This is a genomic window from Vulcanithermus mediatlanticus, assembly GCF_055385885.1.
The window spans coordinates 137,084-154,132 of the sequence record NZ_AP042384.1; the positions used below are offsets into that span (position 1 = coordinate 137,084).

Below are 17,049 nucleotides of genomic sequence, written 5' to 3' on the forward strand. Positions count from 1 at the left end.
TGACATGGACGCACCGGGCGCAGTAAAAACGACAGAGAAGCGGGAAGAAGCACAAGGCCTGGCCTTAGGAACGCAAAACTTGATTCTTCTCGTTTCCTTGGCCTTGTCATGGATATTCTTCCAGCTGCTAACCCTGGATCAACCTGGCCGGTTCCTGAGCCCTCAGAACCTTTGGAATCTCTCGGTTCAGACCGCGGTCATGGGCATCATGGTGGGCGGTATGGTCCTGGTGATCGTGGCCAGGGAGATCGACCTCAGCGTTGGTTCGCTCTTGGGGTTCACCGGGATGATCATGGCCATACTTCAGGCTGTGCCGCCCTTGGGCCAGGGCTGGCCCTGGCCCCTGGCGATGCTTGTCGGGATTCTCATAGGGGGAGGGATCGGACTCTTTCAGGGGTACCTGGTGGCTTACCTGCGAGCCCCCTCATTCATCGTGACCTTGGCGGGGCTCTTGGTCTTCCGAAATGCGACCTATATTGCCGCCCAGGGACGAACCATGGGTCCCTTGCAGGACGGATTTCTCGTTCTTGGAGGTGGGCTTAACGGAGCGATCGGTCCCTTGTGGACCTGGATTGTGACGTTGGGGATGGCTGCATACGCCCTCTACGTCCTCTGGAACGGGCGGGCTACGCGGGCAAGACACGGTCTCATGATCAGACCACTTTGGCTGGACGGCTTGCAAAGCCTTTTCATTCTCGCGATTTTCGCGGGCTTCGTCTGGGTTATGAACGGGTTCACCAACCCTGCAACCGGACAGGGCCGGGGGATTCCTGTACCGGTCCTCATTGCCCTTGCCGTACTCACATTCCTGCACTGGCTCTCAGGAAGAACCCGATTTGGCAGGTACGTCTACGCCATTGGCGGGAACGTGGAGGCCGCCCTGCTGGCCGGCATTCCCGTCAAGCGAATCCTGGTATTGGTTTTCGGGCTCATGGGTTTGCTTTCTGGGCTGGCCGGGGCCGTCCAGGCAGCGCGACTCGCTTTCGTTCCCACAGGGATGGGAAACCTTTTAGAGCTCTATGTGATCTCCGCGGCTGTTGTGGGGGGTACCTCTCTGGCGGGAGGGAGGGGAACCATTCTGGGAGCCGCCCTAGGCGCTCTGCTTATGTCCAGCCTCCAAAACGGCCTCGTCCTCATCGGGGTGCCTACTGAGTGGCAGAACGTGGTTCTCGGAGTTGTACTGGTGATAGCCGCGGTTTGGAACGCCCGCTTCGACAGGAGGAGAGGATGAAAGAGCCCCTGGTTCGCATGGAGGGGATCAGCCTCCGATTTGGAGGTTTGCAAGCGCTGGACCAGGTGGATCTTGACGTTTATCCGGGGGAAGTTCTCGGGCTTCTTGGCCACAATGGAGCAGGAAAGTCCACGCTGATCCGGGTTCTCTCCGGCGTATACCGCCCGGACTCGGGCAGGATTTTGGTCCTCAGCGAGAAGGGGCGGTTGGAAGAAGTTGCGTTCCATTCTCCCCGGGACGCTCAGCGACATGGCATCGAAACGATTCACCAAAACCTCGCCCTAGCCGACAACTTAGACGCGGTGGCCAATATCTTCTTGGGCCGAGAGCGAATCCGCGGTTTTTCCCTGGACGAAGAATCCATGGAGGCCGAAGCCAGGCGAGTTCTGGAACGCGTTGGGGCACGGGTGCCACATTTAAGGGTTCCGGTTCTTAGCATGTCGGGCGGGCAGCGTCAGGCGGTGGCCATCGCCAGGGCCCTGCAGTTCAGGGCCACCGTACTCATCATGGACGAGCCTACCGCGGCCCTCGGGCCAGAGGAGACGGCCCGTGTCAAGGAGCTCATCCGTAGCCTGAGGTCCGAGGGGTTGGGCATCGTCATGATCAGCCACGATCTTCACGATGTTTTCGACCTGAGCGATCGGATCACGGTAATGAAGGCGGGGCGCGTAGTAGGAACGGTGCGCACCGAGGATGTTACGCACGACGACGTCTTGGAGATGATCATCGCTGGGGTTCCCCCAGCACAATAGGCCTATGCAGAGGCTATTTGAACAATCCTTGCGCGGTATGGGTACCCGGGGGCTGCGCAGCCTTCACCGGGCCCGGATCTTCGAAACGTTGCGGAAAAACCCTGGCTTCTCTCGCGCTGAGCTGGCCAGGGAACTCGCCCTGTCCCCCTCCACAGTCACCGAAGTCGTAGAAGAGTTTCTGGACGAGGGGCTCCTCGTCGAGCGCCCGTTGCCGCCCAAAGGGCAGGGGAGGCCCTCCGTAGCTCTCGAGGTTGAGGGGAAGCGGAACCTGGTCCTTGGATGGGAGATCGACATCGATCGCATGGGGGTATCCCTGATGAACTTCCATGGAGAAGTGATCAGGAAAACCATCCTGCCTCCTGCCCCCGGGACACCAGAGGCCGCTCTCGCGGTTCTCGCCGAAGCCACGGCACCCCTGCTCAAGGAAGCGAGGATTCGGGCTGCCGGGGTTTCCATCCCGGGACTGGTGGAACCCGAGGAAGGGCACCTCACGTTGGCTCCCAACCTTGGTTGGCAAAATATTCCCCTGAGAGATCAGGTACGGGAAAGGCTTCTAGAACTGGGTGTACCCTCGGAAGCCCCTCTGGTTGTGGAAAACGAAGCCAACGCCGCTGCTTACGGGCTGTACGCCTTGGGGAACTGGCCAGTGGAGAACTGCGCCTATCTCAACCTCGGCGTGGGTGTGGGCGGGGGGCTTGTCCTCGGCCACAGGGTTTACCGGGGCGAGCGGTTCCACGCAGGAGAGGTGGGGCACATCACGCTCGACCCCCAAGGGCCTCGATGTCGATGTGGAAAGCAAGGGTGCGCGGAGGTGTTTCTCAGCTATCGACGCTGGCAAGAAGATCCCTCAGAGACGCTTTTCGATGAGATGGCGGAGCGGCTCGCACAGCTTTCCGCCCTCATCCTGGCTGTGCTGGACCCGGGACTGGTGGTTCTCGGTGGACCATTGATGCAGGCTTTGGGAGCACGGCTTTTGCAGGCAGTTAGGGACCGGCTCCCCCGGTATGCTCTCCCGGTCCATACCCCGGACCAGGTGGCCCTCTCCCCCTTGGGGCGGGACGCAGCGCTATTGGGGGCAGCAGCATTGGCCGCGGATCGTTTCGTGGTGCAGATGGCGTTTGTGGAGGCGGTGTGATGTACGAACCGAAGCCGGAGCACAAGTTCACCTTTGGTCTTTGGACAGTGGGGAACGTGGGTCGGGATCCTTTCGGGGACGCGGTGCGGGAGCGTCTAGATCCGGTTTATGTGGTGCACAAACTGGCGGAGCTTGGGGTCTACGGAGTGAACCTCCACGACGAGGATCTGATCCCGCGTGACACGCCCCCGGCAGAGCGGGACAGGATCGTCCGACGTTTCAAAAAGGCCCTGGAGGAGACGGGGCTTAAGGTGCCCATGGTGACCGCGAATCTCTTCTCCGACCCCGCTTTCAAGGACGGGGCCTTTACGAGCCCGGACCCCCGGGTCCGGGCTTACGCGATCCGGAAAAGCATGGAGACCATGGATTTGGGAGCGGAGCTCGGAGCCAAGACCTACGTGGTCTGGCCAGGGCGAGAAGGGTCCGAAGTGGAGGCCAGCCTCAAAGCCCGGCGGGCTTTTGAGTGGGCCCGGGAGGCTTTAAATTTCCTCGCCGCCTACTCCGAGGACCAAGGGTACGGTTACCGGTTCGCTCTGGAGCCTAAGCCAAACGAGCCCCGAGGGGACATTTACTTCGCCACCGTGGGGGCGATGCTGGGGTTCATAGGGACCCTCGACCAGCCGGAGCTTTTTGGCTTGAACCCTGAGTTCGCTCACGAAACCATGGCTGGGCTCAACTTCGTACACGCGGTCGCGCAGGCCCTAGATGCGGGCAAGCTCTTCCATATCGACCTCAACGACCAGCGGATGAGCCGGTTTGACCAGGATCTCCGTTTTGGCTCCGAGAATCTCAAGACAGCTTTCTTCCTGGTGGACCTCCTGGAGTCCTCGGGGTACGAGGGGCCACGGCACTTCGACGCCCACGCCCTGAGGACCGAGGACGAGGAGGGGGTTTGGGCCTTTGCACGGGGGTGCATGCGGACCTACTTGATCTTGAAAGAGAAGGCCCGGGCCTTCCGGGAGGATCCAGAGGTCCAGGCTCTTCTCCATGCGTACTACCAAGAAGACGAGGCAGCCACGACCTTGCTTGGCCCCTATACACCGGAACGGGCTGAAGCTCTCAAGCGGGCGGAACTCCCCCTAGAGTCGCTTAGACGCCAGGGGTACGGCTTGGAGGCTTTGGATCAGATCGCGGTAGAGCACCTTCTGGGGGTGCGCTAGTGGAGCTTGCGATCGGTGTGGATCTGGGGACAAGCGGCTTGAAGGCCGTGGCCCTGAACCTTGGCGGCCGGAAAGTGGCCGAGGTGCGCTCGCCCTACCCCCTCCTTACCCCCAGGCCCGGCTGGACGGAACAGCGTCCGGAGGACTGGACTAGGGCCTTGCAGGAGGCCCTAATAAGGCTTGCCCAGGCCCTGGAGGGACACCGGGTGGTGGGGATTGGGCTTTCCGGACAAATGCACGGGGCGGTTTTCCTGGACCGGGAAGGCCGGCCCCTTCTCCCCGCCCCCCTTTGGAACGACCAGCGCACAGCGGAGGAGGTGGCGCTGATTGAGGAGGCCATTCCCAGAGCCGAACTCATCCGGCGCACCGGAAATCCCGCCATCACCGGGTTCCAGCTCCCTAAAGTCCTTTGGCTCAAGCGGAACCACCCGGAAGTCTTCCCACGGGTACACAAGGTTCTTTTACCCAAGGACTACGTGGGCCACCTCCTTACCGGGGTCTACGCCACCGAGCCTTCGGATGCCTCGGGGGTGGGAGCCCTAGACCTTAAGAGCCGGACTTGGGACGTGGATCTCCTCAAGGCCTTGGGCCTGTCTCCGGAGCTTTTCCCGGAGGTGGGGCCAAGTGAGCGGGTCATCGGGGGACTTCGGTCCGAGTGGGCGCAGGCCACAGGTTTGCCCGAGGGGACTCCGGTGGTGGCAGGCGCTGGAGACAATGCCGCAGCTGCCCTGGGCCTTGGGGTTTCCCGCCACCGGCCGGGGGTGGGGAGCATCTCCTTGGGGACGAGCGGGGTCATCTTCCTTCCCCTCGATGCCCCCAGCCCCGACCCCGAGGGGCGGGTCCACCTCTTCTGTCACGCCGACGGGGGGTACCATCTCCTCGGGGTTACTCTGAACGCAGCCGGAAGCCTCCAGTGGCTCTTGGACCGGGCTTTCCCCGGTGTAGACCTGGAGGTGTTGTTGCGGGAAGCCGAGGCGGCGCCTTTGGGGAGTGAAGGGCTTTTCTTCCTGCCCTTCCTCTCGGGTGAACGAAGCCCGTATCTCAACCCGTACCTTCGAGGGGCCTGGGTGGGGCTCAGCCTAGCCCACGGCCGGGAGCATCTCGTGCGCGCGGTTCTGGAAGGCGTAGCGTTCAGCCTCAGGGCGGTCCTAGAGGTCATGCGTCCCCTCGCTTTCCCCGATCGGCTTTTGGCCACCGGGGGCGGGGCTCGATCTGACCTTTGGCTCAGTCTCCTTGGCGGGGCGCTCGAGGTGCCCCTTTTCCGGGTAGCAAGGGAGGAGGGAGCGGCCCGGGGGGCTGCCATCCTCGCCATGGTCGGGGCCGGGGTATACCCCAGCTTGGAGGAGGCCCTCCAGGCAACCCAACTTCCTGAAAGCCCGGCCCCGCCCCCTACGGCGGGTATGAAGGCCCTCTACGAGGACTATCTCCTTGCGGTGAAAGCCGTACAGCGTCTATACACGAACGGAGGAGGTTCGTGAAGTCTGTTACCTCACCCATCAACGTTGTTCGTCTTTTCGCGATGGAGGCCGGAGGCAGGTGCAAAGCAGTTATCCGGGGATGCCCTGCGAGCACGACCCCGGGAGCGGTGTGCGAATCGCGTGGTCAGGCTAAATCGGCGTGAACCGAGGGTCCCGTATCTTCAGGTGTACAGATACCGGGCCAAGACGCTGGAGGAGGTTCTTTGATGCGGGCGGATACCCCTTTGGAACGGCTCAGGGCTTGGATGCGGACCCAGGGCCTAGAGCGGATTTGGGTCTACCTACCCGAGAACTTTGCCTGGCTTACTGGGGGGGAGAACACTCTGGGAATGGGGGACCCGGTAGCCTGGCTGGAGGTGGCGGAGGAGGTTCGGGTCCACACCAGCCGGATCGAGCAACTTCGGATCCCTGAGGAGGAGGCCCGGGGCCTCCCGGTGGTCACCCACCCCTGGGAAACCCCACCCCTCCTGGCCCGACCGAACGATCTCGAGCTCGACCTCACCCCCCTGCGCCTGGTACTCACCCCGGACACGCAAGACAATTTTCGACTCCTGGGCCGTGAGGCGGCCCTGGCCACGGGGGAGGTTGTCCGGGAGGCGAAGCCCGAGTGGCGGGAACGGGAACTGGCTGGCGCCCTGGCCGAGGCACTTTGGGGTCGGGGAATTCGACCCCTCCTCCTTCTAGTGGCCGGTGAAGAGCGGCTTTTCCGCTACCGCCACCCCTTACCAAAAGACCGTTCCCTGGGTCGGGCCTTCATGGCCGTGGTGTGTGGAACAAGGCACGGCTTGGTAGCGAATCTCACCCGGATGGCTCACTTCGGGGGGAGACCTGAGATCAGGGGCCGGTACGAGAAGGTGCTGGAGGTGGAAGCGGCGGCCCTGGCTGCAAGCCGCCCCGGAGTGTCCCTTGGAGAAGTCTTCGCCGTCATCCAGGAAGCCTACGCGGGGGCGGGTTTCCCCGAAGCGTGGCGCGAGCATCACCAGGGGGGTGTGGGAGGTTACCGGTCCCGAGAGGTGATTGCCACCCCTGGCCACGATCTGCGACTCGAGGAGGGCATGATTCTGGCTTGGAATCCGAGCCTGGCGGGGGCCAAGGTGGAGGATACCTTTCTCCTCCTCGATGGGGGGCTCGAAAACCTGACCGAGGATCCCCACTGGCCCAAGGTGATGGTGCATGGACGGGCGCGGCCCGCTCTTCTGGAGAGGTGATGCGGAAAACCCGTACTGGCATCGTCGGGGCGAAATCGTGGGCAGGGGAGGTCCGCGCCCAGGTCTCTGCCCACGCGGGAAGACAAATTCGTTGGCGTTTGCACTGGGAAGCGGCCTGGGGAACGCGAGTTTGCGGGGAATATGGAACCGGCCTTTTGGAAGCGGACACGGTTGTCTCCACGACTCCAGACGTCACCCGTGCGCCCCTGCTTTGGAAGCCGCTGGCCCTCAGGCCTGCTTTGGTGTTTGCGTCCACACTTGGACGGCAATTGAATCGGTTTGAGAAGGCGCAAAAATGGCGTCTGGGAGGAGGTTCAAAGTGTTTGATGGAAAGGTTGCGGTGATCACGGGGGCCAGCCGGGGCATTGGCCGGGCCATCGCCCTGGCTCTGGCAAAAAGGGGCGCCGACGTGGTCCTGGCGGCCCGCGACCGGGGCCGCCTCGGGACCGCGGTCGCCGAGGTCGAAGCCCTGGGCCGGAGGGCGGTACCGGTGGTCGGCGATTTGCGCAAGGAAGGGGATGTCCTGCGCTTGAAGGACGAGGCGCTCACGGCCTTTGGCGCCGTGGATATCGTGGTCAACAACGCGGGCGTGGGGAAATACGGTCCCATCACCGGGTTCACCGCCGAGGACTACGACTGGATCATGGACACCAACATGCGGGCAAGCTTTCTGGTGACCCAGGCCTTCCTGCCCGTTCTGCTCGCCAAGAGCTCTGGAGACCTGGTCTTCGTCGCCTCGGTGGCGGGGCTCAAAGGGCTGCCCAACGAAGCCGTCTACTGCGCCTCGAAATTCGCCCAGGTGGGGTTTGCGCAGGCCCTGGACCACGAGCTCAGGGAGAAGGGGATCCGGGTGAGCGTGGTGGCCCCGGGCGGGGTAAAAACCGAGTTCGCCTTCGGCACCGGTCGTACACCCGGGGATCCCCGCCTCGAAACCTTCTTACACCCTGAGGATGTGGCCGAGGCCGTGGTCTTTGCCCTCAGCCAGCCGCCTCACGCCAGGGTATTCCTCGTTGGCATGCGCCCCATGTCGGAGCCGCTTTAGAGGGGGGCGGGGAGTCCAGGGAATACGAGCTTTCGGCCCTGACCGCCGAGAAAGCCGGGCATCACCGGAAACTCGGCCATTCGGCCTCTACGCCCTGTGCACGGGAACGCAAAAGCCGGCGGCCTGCCGGAAAGGCGGTTTCACCCTCTCAACCTCCCAGCTGCGGATCAAGAATCCGGCACATAGGCTTCCGTTTCTCCGTCCTGGCTGACGAAAAGGACCAGAACCCCGAGCCGCTCGAGGGCCCAGGAAAGGTCCCGGGCTAGGTTCCGGTAGGTCGTCGCTGGGGGCAGCGCAAGGGCCAGGCCGGCGCCGGGGTAGCGGTTTCTCCGCCGCAGGAGATCGGTGAGTGCCCCAGCGAAGTAGTGGCGCATCTGGGTATAGGGTTGTGTGCGCTTGAGATCGTCCTTCTTCGGACCCCGTGCGTACCGTTTGCCGGGAAACCCCTTGACTTCTACGACCAGCGTTTCGTCACCTCTCCGGGCCACCAGGTCCGGACCGTGGGTGCTGCCTTCCGCTGCCTCGATTATCTCCCACCCCTGGCCCTCGAGCCAGCGAACGAGCCGCTCCTGAACCGCGCGCTCGGTGGCCCAACTGAGGTTCTTTGAATCCTTCCGGGCGGGCATTCCCTTCTCCCTGTTCTTGGGACGCGGGCCCTTACGGAGCCGGACCCGCATCGGTCTCTGCGACCGGTCGAGCTCGTAGAGCTTAGGGTTTTGCAGGATAAAGGCGTAAACGTGCTGTTCCGTGGGGAGGCCGCCGTCACGGCGTCGGTAGAGCCTCTGCCGAACTATGCGGCGCCAGACCTCCGGTACGGACAACGGTTCATTCGCCCGCTCCAGAACCAGGGCGATCGCCGCACGCATGGTCCGTCTGTTCGCGCGCCCGTTTTCCATTTGCCGTACATTTTCCCACACATCGAAAGCTGTGCTCCGGTTTTCCGTAACATGGCTCCGCCATCAAAGCCGGTGCTCCCGTACAGGCTCATAAAACCCTCCCCGGGACTGGGGATCCAGACGCAACGGTACGGTAACGTCGAGGTGCCCTGCCCTCACCGCGACACGTTTTCCGCCAGAGCCTGGATGAGCGCCTCCTTTTCTTTCTCCGGGCCCGGGTAGGGCTTCCCTGCTTTGGGAATGAGCTACGGGAGGTTCCTGGCCCGGCAGCGGGGCCGGGGGAGCAGGACGATGCGGACCTCTTCCAGCGAGACCAGGAATTCGTCCCCGGGCTTCAGGCCCAGCGCCTCCCGCACCGACTTGGGCAGGGTGATTCGCCCCCCCGGACGTCAGGGTGATTGTCATCCCTTCCTCATCGTGCCACGAAAGGCGCCGTCGGGGCCCGACCGTACGAACCGGGCTAAACTGCACGAGAGGTACCAGGACGGCCGTGCCAGCCTCCCTTGGGAAATGCCCGGCTCAGGAGCGTATCACGGCGCCGCGCATGCGCGCCAGCTGTTCGCCGGGAGAGATTAAAGCGGGGCACCCTCCTTGAGCGAGCGCACCACCGCCAGCACAATGTCGAGGTCGCCGTCCTCGATCAGGTCCCAGGCGGTCTTCCCGCCCCAGATCTCAGAAGGGGTCTTGAGCCAGGCCCGGGCCCTCTCCGGGCTCCCCAGCATCCGCTCGAGGTCGTAAAAGAGCTGCTCCAGCCGGGCCGCGGGCCCTTGCAGTTTGGGGGCCGTGGGGTGGCGGATCACCGTGCTCTTGTTGACCCCGAGGGGCCGGGCGAGCTGGCTGGGCCGTACGCCAAAGACCCCGGCCATCCGCTTGGCGTGATAGAGGCCGGTCTTCGGGTCGCGCATCGCTTCGATCTGTAGTGCTTCGCTCCAAGCGGTACCACCTGCGAGGTAAGAGGGGGTAGTGTATGAGCAAAATGGCTACAAGGAGCTGGAGCACCGAGGAGAAGGTTGCCATCGTGCTGAGCATCCTGCGCGGGGAGCTCTCGATGAGTGAGGCTTCAAGAAGGCACGGGGTCAGCTACAAGACCCTGCTTGCCTGGCGTGACCGGTTCCTCAAGGGCGGGGAGGCTGCCCTCAAAGGCAAAGGACCGGATGCTCAAGTCAAAGCCCTGGAGAACGAGAACAAGCAGCTGAAGGAAGCCCTGGCCGAGATGGCCCTGCGGGTGGAGGTTTTAAAAAAACTCCGCCGCCTCGGCTAGCTGTAACCTCCCAACACGTTGTTCACTGAAGCCCCTCACACTGCTACCCGTGAAAGAGTGGCTTATGGCACGAGAGGAGGGGCTCCAGTGAACAGCCACAAGAACGCGCGACTCACCTACCAAGGAAGGCGCATCCTTGTGTCTCGCATTATCCATGAAGGCCTGCCGGTGAGGGAAGCGGCCAAAGCCCAGGGGGTCAGCCCAAGGACCGCCTACAAGTGGCTCCGGCGTTACCGCGAGGAGGGTGAAGCGGGCCTTAGGGATCGCAGTTCAAGACCCAAACGAAGCCCCAGGCGCACGCCGGAGAGGCTTAGGGAGCAGGTGAAAAAGCTTCGCCAACAACGCTGGCCCTACCACGCCATCGCCCAGAAAGTTGGGGTTTCCAGGAGCACGGTGGCCCGGATCCTCAAGGCCGCGGGCCTTCACCGCCTATCGCTTCTGGAACCCAAGCCCCTGCCCCGGCGCTATGAGGTCGAGGCCCCTGGTGTGCTTTTGCACCTGGACACCAAGAAGCTCGCCCGGTTCGAAAGACCGGGACACCGGGTCACCGGGGACCGGCGCAGGGCTTCTTCCGGAGTAGGCTACGAGGCGGTCTACGCTGCGGTGGACGGCCATAGCCGCCTGGCCTACGTGGAGGTGAAGGCGAACGAGCGGAAGGAGAGTGCGGTGGCCTTTTTGCTTTCCGCGTTGCGCTACTACCGCAGAATAGGCGTTCGTGTTCAGGCGGTGATGACTGATAATGCCAAAGTCTTCCAGTCCAAGCGCTTCCAAAGGGTGCTCAGGCAGCTGGGCATCCGGCACAAGACCACGCCCCCCTATACGCCAAGGGTGAACGGGAAGGTGGAGCGGTTCATCCGCACTTTGCTGAACGAGTGGGCGTATGCCCACGCTTATCCCAGCTCCGAGGCCCGGGACGCGTACTTGCCCCAGTGGCTTCATTACTACAACTGGCACCGGCCGCACACCAGCCTGGGCAACCAGGCCCCCGTTTCACGGTTGGGGCTTAGTGTGAACAACGTGGTGAGACTGCACAGCTAGCGAGCTTTGAGGAGCTGGAAGCGGTGCGCCGGGAGCTCGGTCTTGGGGTGAACGCCTTCCTGCGCCTTTTGGGGATGAGCAAGGGCACCTACTACCGACGAAAGCGGAGGTGGCGGGAAGTCCAGGGCGGGGCGCTGCGAGGAGCGCGTAGGGCGAGGGGTTCCCGATGTTTCCGCCGTTGCCCCGAGCGGGATGCCATCCAGGAGCACGCTCGCGAGATCGCCCTGGCCTTTCCCACCTACGGCTACCGCAAGGTTTGGGCGGAGCTTTTGCGCCGGGGCATCCAGACGAGTCAAAGCACCGTCTACCGGGTGCTCAAGGCGGAGGGGCTCTTGCTCCCCATGAAGCGAAGGCCAAAGGCCAAGAGCCAAGGCCCCGAGCCGCCTAAGCCCGAGCGGGTGGGCCTCGTGCTCAGTGCCGATAGCACCTTATGGCGATTGGTCGAGCACAAAGGTTTTCCCGCGCTTGGGGGCTACCGCATTCTCAACGTGATCGAGGAGGAAAGCCGCTACCTTTTGGCCAGCGTGGCGGGCAAAGTGGGGGAAGGCGAGACCGCGGGATTGGCGAGGGAAGCAATCGAGCGGGCCCGGGAGGAAGCCAGGAGGCTCGGGCTTCCCACCAAGGGGCTTTTGCTCCGGACCGATCGGGGCTCGGCGTTCCAATCCGAGGCTTTCCGCGGGTACCTTTACGCGCATCGAATCGGGCAGGTCTTTGCCCCGGTGGGGAGGCCCCAGGGCATTGGCAAGATCGAGCGATTGCATCGGAGCTTGAAAGCTGCTTCGCCGCCAGGCGAACCTTTGACTAGAGAAGCTTATGCGGGAGGAGATCCGAGACCCCTTGGAACTGCAGCGGGCGTTGGACGAGTACCGGCACTTCTACAACACCCGGCGTTTGCACCAGGCTTTGGGCTACCGGACGCCGCTGGAAGTTGTGGAGCAAAAGCGGGTCAAAGTGGTATCGTTTTCGTGAAGCCCTACAGTAACCTTGAGCCCGTGATATTGGTGGTGACCGCGAGGTGGACCGCCCAGGAGCATGCCTCATGGTAGGGGAGAGGCGGGGGGGAACCCCCGCCGGTCGAAACCTCGGTTGGTGGACGTTTAACCGCTAAACAGGAGAAGCCTCCCTGACACGCCTTAAGCCTCCAGGCCGCTCCTGAACCCGGACAGACACATGTGAGACCGAATCGATAAGAATGTGGGGACCACTCCAGGAGAGAGGAGGTCCCCACGTATGCAGCTTACAACGGTTGGCCGGGAGGTATGGAGGGGGGCGAGGAAAGCCCAGGTGCTCCAGGAGGCTGGAGCGGGCGACCCCACGGTCCAAGACCGTCTGCGAAAGCTCAAACAAGTCGAGGCGTTCCGGAAACACAAGGTGGACTGGTCCGAGATCCAGTCCCTGGTGGGAATCAGCCGAGCCACCTACTACCGCTGGAAAAAGCGACTCAGGGAAGAAGGCCTCAAAGGCCTTGGGCCCAGATCCAAACGCCCAAGGCGGTTGCGACGAAAGCTCCACTGGACGACCGAACTTCTCATTGCGATTGAAACTTTGAGGAAGCAAAACCCCACCTGGGGCCGCTGGCCGATCTGGCTGGCCTTGGGGAAGCAAGGCTTTGGGGTTAGCGAACGCACCGTGGGCCGTATCCTGGCCCACCTGGGAGCGCACCGTCGTGTTGAAAGCGTGGCCGCCTTCCTGGCCCGGGCGAGACGGGGGAAGGTGAAGCGAAGGCCCAGGCGCCCCTACGCCAGGAGAAAACCCAAAAGCTACGTCGCCTCCTCACCCGGCGACCTGGTTCAGGTGGACACCCTTACCGTGACCCTAGGACCCGGGGAGGCCGTCAAGCATTTTTCGGCGGTAGACCTTTACACCCGCTTTTCCCTGGCCGAGGTGCACACCCGGGCCACCGCCAACCTAGCAGCTGGCTTTCTGGCCCACCTCATCACCCAGGCCCCCTTTCCCGTCAGGGCCATTCAGGTGGACGGTGGAAGCGAGTTCATGGCCGAGTTTGAGGAAACTTGCCAACGTTTGGGTATCGAGCTCTTCGTGCTGCCCCCGAGAAGTCCCAAGCTCAATGGCCACGTGGAGCGGATGCAGCGGACCTTCAGGGAGGAGTTTTACACCCAGCCTCTGCCGACGAAAATCCCCGAGCTCCAAAGGGAGCTCGACGCCTACCTGGACTACTACAACCGCAGGAGGCCCCATCGTGCGCTCAACGGCCTTGCGCCTCTTGAGTTCCTGGCTAGAATGCAAGCGGAGTCGGTCCCCAAAAGAGTCTCAGATGTGTTGACCGATTACAGCTCCTTGACACCAGACGGAAAACATGGTTGCATGTAGTTAACAAAGCCCCTCCTGTCCAACCCCCTTTGAGGGGCGGACTGGGGAGGGGACTTCTCATTTGTCATGACCGCCCGCCGCTACGCCGTCACCAAGCCCTTTCTCTCCATCGAGGAACAGATTGACCAGCTTAGGTCACGCGGCCTGGAGATTGCTGACGAGGACGCCGCCCGGGCGTTCCTTGCCCGGGTGAACTATGCCCGGCTCCGCCCCTACTGGCACCCTTTCGAAATCCCCGGAGACGCGAACCACCGCTTTCACCCTGGCACCACGTTTGAAGACGTCGTCCGGCTCTACGAGTTCGACCGGGCGCTCCGGCTCCACGTACTGGCCGCCATCGAGCGGATCGAGATCGGGCTGCGCACGCGGTGGGCGTACCACCTGAGCGAGCAGTTCGGCCCCTTTGGCTACCTTGACCCCGGCCTTTACCGGAAGACCACACGGTTTTACGAGAGCCTATGCGCGCTGAATCGCAACTGGGCAAGGCAAAAGGACCACGATCCGATTCTTCAGCACTTCGACCGGGATTACGCCGAGCCGCTCCCGCCCGCCTGGCTTGCGTGCGAACTCATGACGTTTGGCGAGCTAGGCCACTGGATCAAGAACCTGGATCGTAGTCAGCCACGCCTGCGGCCGGTGTTCGCGGGCCTGAAGAAGGACCTGGGTATCCCTGCTGGCGTAATCGTTAGCCTGCTCCCGCACCTAACCTATGTTCGGAATCTAGCCGCTCATCATATGCGCCTGTGGGACAGGAAGCTCACGACTTACACACTGACGACGACAATCCCCCGTGGTCCCACGGCCTTACTCGAGGCCCTCCGGGCCACACCCCAGGGCAGGGAACAGTACCTCTACCGCACGCTGGTGGTCCTGGGGCATTTCGCCGAGCGCATGACGCCCGGATGCAGCTGGATCCGGGAGCTCTGCACCTTGATCGAGCGGTACCGGCCCATGCTCGAGCGCATGGGGTTTCCCGAGGACTGGCGCCGGCTTGCCTTCTGGGCCCGGTGCCACTAACCCCGTATCCCTCTTGCGGTTCATACTTTGAGCGGACGCAATACGGCTTCGGCATGCCGCTCGTGATCGACCTGCCGGGAACTTAGCTCTGTAGCTGGATCAAGCTTTTCAAAAGGTTAGCCGCTTCCAGCGTGGGCTTGACCCATCTCCACAAGCGCTCAAGCCGCCCCCGGGCACGCTCCTTGTCGCCCTTCTCAAGGGCGTCTCGCACCTCGCGAAGGAGGTCGGCAACCTCCGTGTTTTTGAACACCGGTTCAAGCAGTTCCTCGAGTTTTGCAAGGAGGGCCTCCGCGTCCGCGCCCACCTGCATCGTCTGGCGTACCCGGGCGTTGCCGGCGGCGATCGCGACGCTGCCGCCCTCGTTTCGAAGCTCCCCAATTTCCACCGACAGGCCCACCTCCCGCTCAAAGAGGGGCTCGTCGTAGATCGCCCGCACCCCCTTGGCAGTCAACGCCACGTAGCGGAAGTGGGGCTCCCCGGGTAACCCGAGAGTCTTGACTTCGCCTTCCTCTTCCATCGGGAGGACGACCCGAATCACGTCGTCCTCCCCGACCCCAAGGCTTTCGGCGAGGAACTCCGGGGCCAAGTCGAAGCGCCCGTAGCGCTCGGGGTGGCGGGCGTGAAAGGCGTAGAGGACCCGGAGCACCGCCTGCCGGAGATCCTTATCGGTGACCGCTCCGTTGCCCGGCAGGTAGTTCGAAAGGCGAACCGGCACCTCCTCCGACAGGTCGAGGTGGACCGGGAATCGGCGGTCGCAGGAGGGGCAGATCTGCTCGTAATCTCCGGGGTTTGAGAAACCAACTACCTCGCAGTCCAAAAACACCTGCGAAGGCTCTGTACTGCCCCCCTATTCGCTTGTAGAGCTCGACCCCACCCGACAGATACACGCAGTTCACCTGGGTCAAGGCTTCCGGAATGCTGCACTTGCGACAGATCTCCGGGGTCGCCACATCCGTGTGCTGGGATCCACCCTGGGCTACGGTGCAGACCAGCATCCCCTCCCGGCTCCAGGACCTTTGGATAGGCAAGGACCAAGGCCTCAGCTACAGACACCTCCCGGAGGCAGAAAGGGCAGCGGAAAGCTTCCCCCTTTTCGACCACCTCCGGGGAGACCTGCGCTTCCCGGCGGCAATCCGGGCAGACCAGACTTACCCGTCCCCTTGGGTCAAGAGGTAGCCAGAGTTCCACCTCGCGTGGAGGACCCGGCAGTCCTTCGATGGCAACCCGCAGGTGGGCGAGTGGAAGCAGCACACAGGACGGCAAACCCTGAACCCCCATACCGCAGAATATCACGGATCGTTAATCTATAGATAGTAGAGTTAACACACGGTGGAGGCAGAGGATGGCCGAGCTTGGCTCCCGACTCAAGCGCGCCCGCGAACGCGCGGGGCTCACCCAGCGCGAGGCAGCGGAGGCGCTAGGGATGACCCCCGCGGCGATCAGCCAGTACGAGGGGGGGAAGCGCACACCCCGGGCGGAGACCCTCGAGCGGATGGCCCGGCTCTACGGGGTTCCGCTGGGGTTCTTCTTCGGCGAGGAGCCCCGCCCCGGGAACTGGGAGGAGGCGCTCCTTGAACTCGTCCGCACGCGCTACCCCGAGGCCCGGCGGGGGGTCTTCGCGCTCATCGAACGAGTGCGGGGGATGGCCTGGCTTGTTGAGCGGGTGGAGCCGGAATACCGGCCTGTCCGCTCGGAGTTCCGCCCGCTTGCCGACGACACCCCCCTCGGAGAAGCTGCGCGGCTTGCTGGCCGGGTCCGGGACGCGCTCGGCTTCGACACCGCCCCGGTGCCGGACGCCAAGGACCTCCTCGAGGACCAGGGAGTCCACGTTTTCGCCCTCGATCTGGGGGAGAAGCTCTCCGGGCTCTTCTTCGACCACCCCGACCTCGGCCCGGCGGTGGCCTATAACGAACGCCAGGCGCGCACCCGCGCTCGCTTCACCCTGGCGCACGAGTTCGCGCATAGCCGCTTTCACTACGACCGCCCGGCAATCCTCTGTCGTGCCGGGGACCGGGCCCCGATCGAGCGCTTCGCCGATGTCTTCGCCGCCCACTTTCTCCTCCCCACGGAGGGCATCGACCGCTGGCTCGAAGAGCGCGGGCTCGACCGCGTCGAGGCCCCCGAGGACATCGTCCGGCTGGCTCGGACTTACCGGGTCAGCTACGCCATGGCCCTCACTCGACTTCAGGGCCTCAAAAGGCTCAAGGGGCCGAAAGCACGCTTTGAAAATGTAAAGCCGCTCGTTCTTGCACTGCGGCTCGGCTACCAGCCCGCCCCCTGGGACCTGGGCCAGCGCCCCCTGCCCCTTCCCGAGCGGCTGCCGCGGAAGTTCCTCGAGTGGGCGCTCACCGGACTGGAGTCGGGGAAGATCTCCCTGGCCGGGGCGGCCGAACTCCTTGGCGTGAGCGATCTCGAGCTCGAGGCCTTCCTCGAGGCGATCCCGGCGGAGGAGGGTGATCCCGTGTTCGCCTAGGAAGCGCTACCTTCTCGATACCGGGGC

The 17,049-nt window shown here is 63.5% G+C and carries 17 protein-coding genes; 13 read left to right on the forward strand and 4 right to left on the reverse strand.

Annotated features, from left to right (window positions below; genetic code table 11):
- The first annotated feature begins 79 nt into the window (after positions 1–79).
- The 7 genes from ACZ5BT_RS00645 to ACZ5BT_RS00675 all read left to right on the forward strand — a co-directional run bounded on the left by ACZ5BT_RS00645 (position 80) and on the right by ACZ5BT_RS00675 (position 8,006).
- Positions 80–1,231, forward strand: coding sequence for a sugar ABC transporter permease (locus ACZ5BT_RS00645; protein ID WP_464883632.1), 1,152 nt, complete (start codon positions 80–82; stop codon positions 1,229–1,231).
- Positions 1,228–1,983 carry an ATP-binding cassette domain-containing protein gene (locus tag ACZ5BT_RS00650; protein ID WP_464883633.1) on the forward strand — a complete coding sequence of 252 codons (756 nt, stop codon included), beginning with the start codon at positions 1,228–1,230 and terminating at the stop codon, positions 1,981–1,983. The genes ACZ5BT_RS00645 and ACZ5BT_RS00650 overlap by 4 nt, the downstream gene beginning before the upstream one ends.
- A gap of 4 nt (positions 1,984–1,987) precedes the next feature.
- Positions 1,988–3,118, forward strand: a complete 1,131-nt coding sequence (locus ACZ5BT_RS00655) for an ROK family transcriptional regulator (RefSeq protein ID WP_464883634.1) — start codon at positions 1,988–1,990, stop codon at positions 3,116–3,118.
- A complete protein-coding gene (gene xylA / locus ACZ5BT_RS00660; RefSeq protein WP_464883635.1) occupies positions 3,118–4,278 on the forward strand; it encodes a xylose isomerase in 1,161 nt (386 codons plus the stop codon). Before ACZ5BT_RS00655 ends, xylA begins: the two co-directional genes overlap by 1 nt.
- Positions 4,278–5,756, forward strand: coding sequence for a xylulokinase (xylB, locus tag ACZ5BT_RS00665; RefSeq protein ID WP_464883636.1), 1,479 nt, complete (start codon positions 4,278–4,280; stop codon positions 5,754–5,756). Before xylA ends, xylB begins: the two co-directional genes overlap by 1 nt.
- 206 nt (positions 5,757–5,962) lie before the next feature.
- Entirely contained in the window at positions 5,963–6,964 is a 1,002-nt protein-coding gene (locus tag ACZ5BT_RS00670; protein ID WP_464883637.1) for a M24 family metallopeptidase, read from the forward strand.
- Positions 6,965–7,283: 319 nt separating this feature from the next.
- Positions 7,284–8,006: an SDR family oxidoreductase gene (locus tag ACZ5BT_RS00675; protein ID WP_464883638.1), complete on the forward strand. Its 723-nt coding sequence runs from the start codon at positions 7,284–7,286 to the stop codon at positions 8,004–8,006.
- Positions 8,007–8,173: 167 nt separating this feature from the next.
- Here the strand turns inward: ACZ5BT_RS00675 and ACZ5BT_RS00680 are convergent, their stop codons facing one another.
- From ACZ5BT_RS00680 to ACZ5BT_RS00690, 3 genes are all read right to left on the reverse strand, one after another.
- A complete protein-coding gene (locus ACZ5BT_RS00680) occupies positions 8,174–8,902 on the reverse strand; it encodes a hypothetical protein (protein WP_464883639.1) in 729 nt (242 codons plus the stop codon).
- Positions 8,903–9,147: 245 nt separating this feature from the next.
- Positions 9,148–9,276, reverse strand: coding sequence for an AbrB/MazE/SpoVT family DNA-binding domain-containing protein (locus tag ACZ5BT_RS00685; protein ID WP_464883761.1), 129 nt, complete (start codon positions 9,274–9,276; stop codon positions 9,148–9,150).
- Between the two features lie 198 nt (positions 9,277–9,474).
- Positions 9,475–9,807, reverse strand: coding sequence for an MbcA/ParS/Xre antitoxin family protein (locus ACZ5BT_RS00690; protein WP_464883640.1), 333 nt, complete (start codon positions 9,805–9,807; stop codon positions 9,475–9,477).
- A 71-nt stretch (positions 9,808–9,878) separates the two neighbouring features.
- Here ACZ5BT_RS00690 and ACZ5BT_RS00695 point away from each other — a divergent pair, with 71 nt between their 5' ends.
- The 5 genes from ACZ5BT_RS00695 to ACZ5BT_RS00715 all read left to right on the forward strand — a co-directional run bounded on the left by ACZ5BT_RS00695 (position 9,879) and on the right by ACZ5BT_RS00715 (position 14,549).
- The gene (locus ACZ5BT_RS00695) at positions 9,879–10,163 is read left to right on the forward strand and encodes a transposase (protein WP_464883641.1); all 285 of its coding nucleotides are present in this window, start codon (positions 9,879–9,881) and stop codon (positions 10,161–10,163) included.
- Between the two features lie 87 nt (positions 10,164–10,250).
- Positions 10,251–11,201 carry an IS481 family transposase gene (locus tag ACZ5BT_RS00700; protein ID WP_464883642.1) on the forward strand — a complete coding sequence of 317 codons (951 nt, stop codon included), beginning with the start codon at positions 10,251–10,253 and terminating at the stop codon, positions 11,199–11,201.
- 23 nt (positions 11,202–11,224) lie between these two features.
- On the forward strand, positions 11,225–12,247 hold the full coding sequence (locus tag ACZ5BT_RS00705) for a transposase (RefSeq protein ID WP_464883643.1): 1,023 nt from the start codon (positions 11,225–11,227) through the stop codon (positions 12,245–12,247).
- Positions 12,248–12,431: 184 nt separating this feature from the next.
- Positions 12,432–13,532, forward strand: coding sequence for an integrase core domain-containing protein (locus ACZ5BT_RS00710; RefSeq protein WP_464883644.1), 1,101 nt, complete (start codon positions 12,432–12,434; stop codon positions 13,530–13,532).
- A gap of 66 nt (positions 13,533–13,598) precedes the next feature.
- Positions 13,599–14,549 (forward strand): Abi family protein, encoded by a 951-nt coding sequence (locus tag ACZ5BT_RS00715; protein ID WP_464883645.1) that lies wholly within the window; start codon positions 13,599–13,601, stop codon positions 14,547–14,549.
- A gap of 82 nt (positions 14,550–14,631) precedes the next feature.
- On the opposite strand, the gene ACZ5BT_RS00720 is transcribed toward ACZ5BT_RS00715, so the two are convergent.
- Entirely contained in the window at positions 14,632–15,366 is a 735-nt protein-coding gene (locus ACZ5BT_RS00720) for a hypothetical protein (protein WP_464883646.1), read from the reverse strand.
- Positions 15,367–15,891: 525 nt separating this feature from the next.
- On the opposite strand from ACZ5BT_RS00720, the gene ACZ5BT_RS00725 reads away from it, so the two are divergent.
- On the forward strand, positions 15,892–17,022 hold the full coding sequence (locus ACZ5BT_RS00725) for a helix-turn-helix domain-containing protein (RefSeq protein WP_464883647.1): 1,131 nt from the start codon (positions 15,892–15,894) through the stop codon (positions 17,020–17,022).
- The last annotated feature ends 27 nt before the right edge of the window (positions 17,023–17,049 follow it).